The following is a 3227-nucleotide window of genomic DNA, read 5'->3' as shown; positions in this document are numbered from 1 at the left end:
CTACACCGCCCTTTGCTGTGCCATCAAGCTTCGTCAGGCACAGGCCGCTTACATTTACAGCTTCTTTGAAAATCTTCATCTGAGATACAGCGTTCTGACCGGTTGTAGCGTCAAGAACCAGCATAACCTCATTTGGAACATTCTCGTCAATCTTTTTCATGACACGAACGATCTTCTTTAATTCTTCCATCAGATTGTCTTTATTCTGAAGTCTGCCTGCAGTATCACAGATAAGTACATCAGCCTTTCTTGCCTTTGCTGCATTCAAAGCATCAAAGATAACTGAAGCACTGTCTGATCCAGTTGGCTGAGAAATAACAGGAGTATCAGTTCTCTTACCCCACTCTTTTAACTGCTCTACAGCTGCAGCTCGGAAAGTATCGCCTGCAGCAAGCATTACCTTCATACCCTGTGACTTGTATTTAAGTGCAAGCTTACCAATGGTGGTAGTCTTACCGGCACCATTTACGCCTACCATTAAAATCACATATGGTGAATCGCCTTCCTTTTTAACATTAAGAGGCTGTGCGCAGGGCTCTAATATTTCCTTTAAGATGTTCTTTAAGTTAACCTTTAGAGCACCTGCATCATGCAGATCTCTTAACTTTGATTCATCCTTCAGACGCTCAATAATTGTATCTGTGGTTTCAACACCAAGATCAGCTGTTAATAATGCAGTTTCGAGATCTTCGTAAAGATCATCATCAATCTTCTTGCCCTTAACTAAAGCTGAAATACCGTATGCAAGATTCTCTCTTGTTCTCTTTAATCTTTCAAAGAAACTTAATTTAACCTTCTCTGGAGTTTCTTTTACAGCAGTCTCCTCCTGGGCATTCTCAACGGTAGCTTCCTGTATATCAGTCTCTTCTAAAGCTACTGTATCTTCAACAGTATTTTCCTCTGTTGAAGGCTTAGCCTGAGCATTTTCAACGGTAGCATCCTGTACATCAGTCTCTTCTAAAGCTACTGTATCATCAACAGTATTTTCTTCTGTTGAAGGCTTAGCCTGAGCATTTTCAACGGTAGCTTCCTGTACATCGGTCTCTTCTAAAGCTGGTGTATCATCTACAGCCTTTTCATCTGGCAAAACAGTATCTTCTGAAATCTCAGCCTTAATTTCCTGTTCAGCTGTATCTTCTACGACAGGAGCTTCTTCTACTATGTTCTCTTCAACTGATGACTGAACATTTTCTTGTAAATTTTCTTTCTCGTTCAGGACTTCATCATTATCTGTATTTTTTTTCTTAAAAAAGGAAAATAAACCCATCTTATCCTCTAATAGTTATAAATTTAGGGCCATTATAAGCTATATGTGAATTAATTTCATTAATAGAGACAATTCCGCCAATACAAATCAAGCCATTGCTTTAGGAAATGAACCTGACAAATTCATAGAATTTATATATACAGATTTGAATGGTGACAGACATGGACCTTTTATTTATAACTGGTTTAACAAGGATGCTAATGGAAAAATCATAGATCCAAAAATTGAAGCCTTTATAAAATTAATAACTCGAGTTTCCCAGATATAAAATCTAACTAAACCTAGATAAGATCTAGCGTTGACGCTCTTTAAAAACTTACATTGATTTATTTAACCTAAGTTGATGGCTTGGGTAAGATCTCTTGAAGGAAGTTGCAGATACCATTGAACCACTCTCCTAAAAGCTCAGTGATGATAGCTTCTGCTTTTGCAATACAACCTTTCTTGAGTAATCCAGCTTCTTCAAGTTTCTTTGGAATATCCAAAAAGAGCTTCATTAGCGAGTCTAAAGCAGTTAGGAAAGGAATATCCTGCAATTGCTCTTTGGTGTTTCTAAACAAGGCACCTAATGAGCGTTCATCCTGTTCATAGCGTCTGCAGAACTCAAGCATTATGTATCTGATTGAAGATACAGACATAAAGGCTATGAGATTATCGTAGTCTCTGGCATATGTTTCTGTACCAAGCTTAAAGTACTGTTTTTGAGCTCTGAAGTTGGTTTCAATAAACCACCTTCTTGCATACAGTCTTACGATTGCATCATCATCTAAACTGGTATCAGTTGAGAGTATTGCAAGGAACTGTCGTTTACAGTTACGGTTACGGATAAAGACAATCTTGCAGGGAATACCGCTCTTTGTCTTAACCTGAACAGAACAGATGACATCTCGGGATTTCTTACCGGGAGCTGCCTTATAGAGTTTTCTTAAGTTTAAAGACTGACCATTATAGATGTAACGCTGACGTAAAGGTTTGACCATACCTATGACATCCAGACCAAGTTCATTTATCTGTTTTATAAAAGGCTCGGTTGTAAACCAGGTATCCATCAGAACATAGTCTCCTGTAATACCTGAATTTATAGCCTGTTCAAGCATATCAACAGCAACAGTTGTTTTAGTTTTAACAGCTTCAGCTCTTCTCTTGCCTCCACAGGTTCTTGGGTCAGACTTTTCTTCCTTAACCTCACAATATCTGTTTTCTTCTCTTTTAGAAGACATTAAAGCTGAGTTAACAGGAAAAAAACTTACACCATCAGTCCATCCAATCTGCAGCATATTAAAGCCTTTAACAAAGGTCTTTGATACGTGGTCATACTGGCGGGACATAAGCTCTACTTCTTTGCCTTTGGCTCTTTCAAGCATTGAGTCATCAATGACAAAGCAGAACTTTCTATCTGAATCAGATAATTTAGAAACTTTGGAGATAACCCTTTCTGAAAGCAGAAGTATTAGCTTTCTCCAGTTGTTACGGCAGTTTGATAAAAATCTGTAAAGACTACTCTTTGAAGTGCAGATATTAGACTTTCTGTAAGAGGTGTAATTGCCATAGATGGTTTTATTTGAATCATAGAAACATGATGACAGAACCATAAACAGTAACGAACTTACTGAAGCACCATAACCTTCTCTCTTTTTAAATCCTGCTCTCCTTAAAAGAGAACAAAGACCTAATGCTGAAAAAAGTGAAGAAAAGGTGTCAGAAAATTTGCCTGAAGAATTAAAATTAGATAAAATATTCATAGTGTGTTTCTTATGTTAAGTATTTGTTTTGATGAGTAAATTCTATCATAATTAACACACTTTTTCAAGTTATCTACCTGATAAATAAGTTATTTTTCTCTTATTTTTCACTTCTTATACGGCATTTCACCTTAAATAAATCAATGTAAGTTTTTAAAGATCTTCAACACTAGAGCCAGTCTAGGTTTGAGTTAATTTTCCATGTGGGAAACTAGAGT

At 37.0% G+C, this 3227-nt stretch carries 2 protein-coding genes; both read right to left on the bottom strand.

Going from position 1 to position 3227, the window contains the following annotated elements; translation table 11 throughout:
- A partial coding sequence (ftsY, locus tag QZU45_RS11785; protein ID WP_295355530.1) for a signal recognition particle-docking protein FtsY occupies positions 1-1267 on the bottom strand: 1267 nt, incomplete at its 3' end.
- Positions 1268-1602: 335 nt separating this feature from the next.
- The gene (locus QZU45_RS11780) at positions 1603-3009 is read right to left on the bottom strand and encodes a transposase (protein WP_295355528.1); all 1407 of its coding nucleotides are present in this window, start codon (positions 3007-3009) and stop codon (positions 1603-1605) included.
- Positions 3010-3227 lie beyond the last annotated feature (218 nt).

The organism is uncultured Succinivibrio sp. (assembly GCF_902756765.1).
Taxonomy (GTDB): domain Bacteria; phylum Pseudomonadota; class Gammaproteobacteria; order Enterobacterales; family Succinivibrionaceae; genus Succinivibrio.
This window is presented reverse-complemented; position numbering and strand designations above follow the sequence as displayed.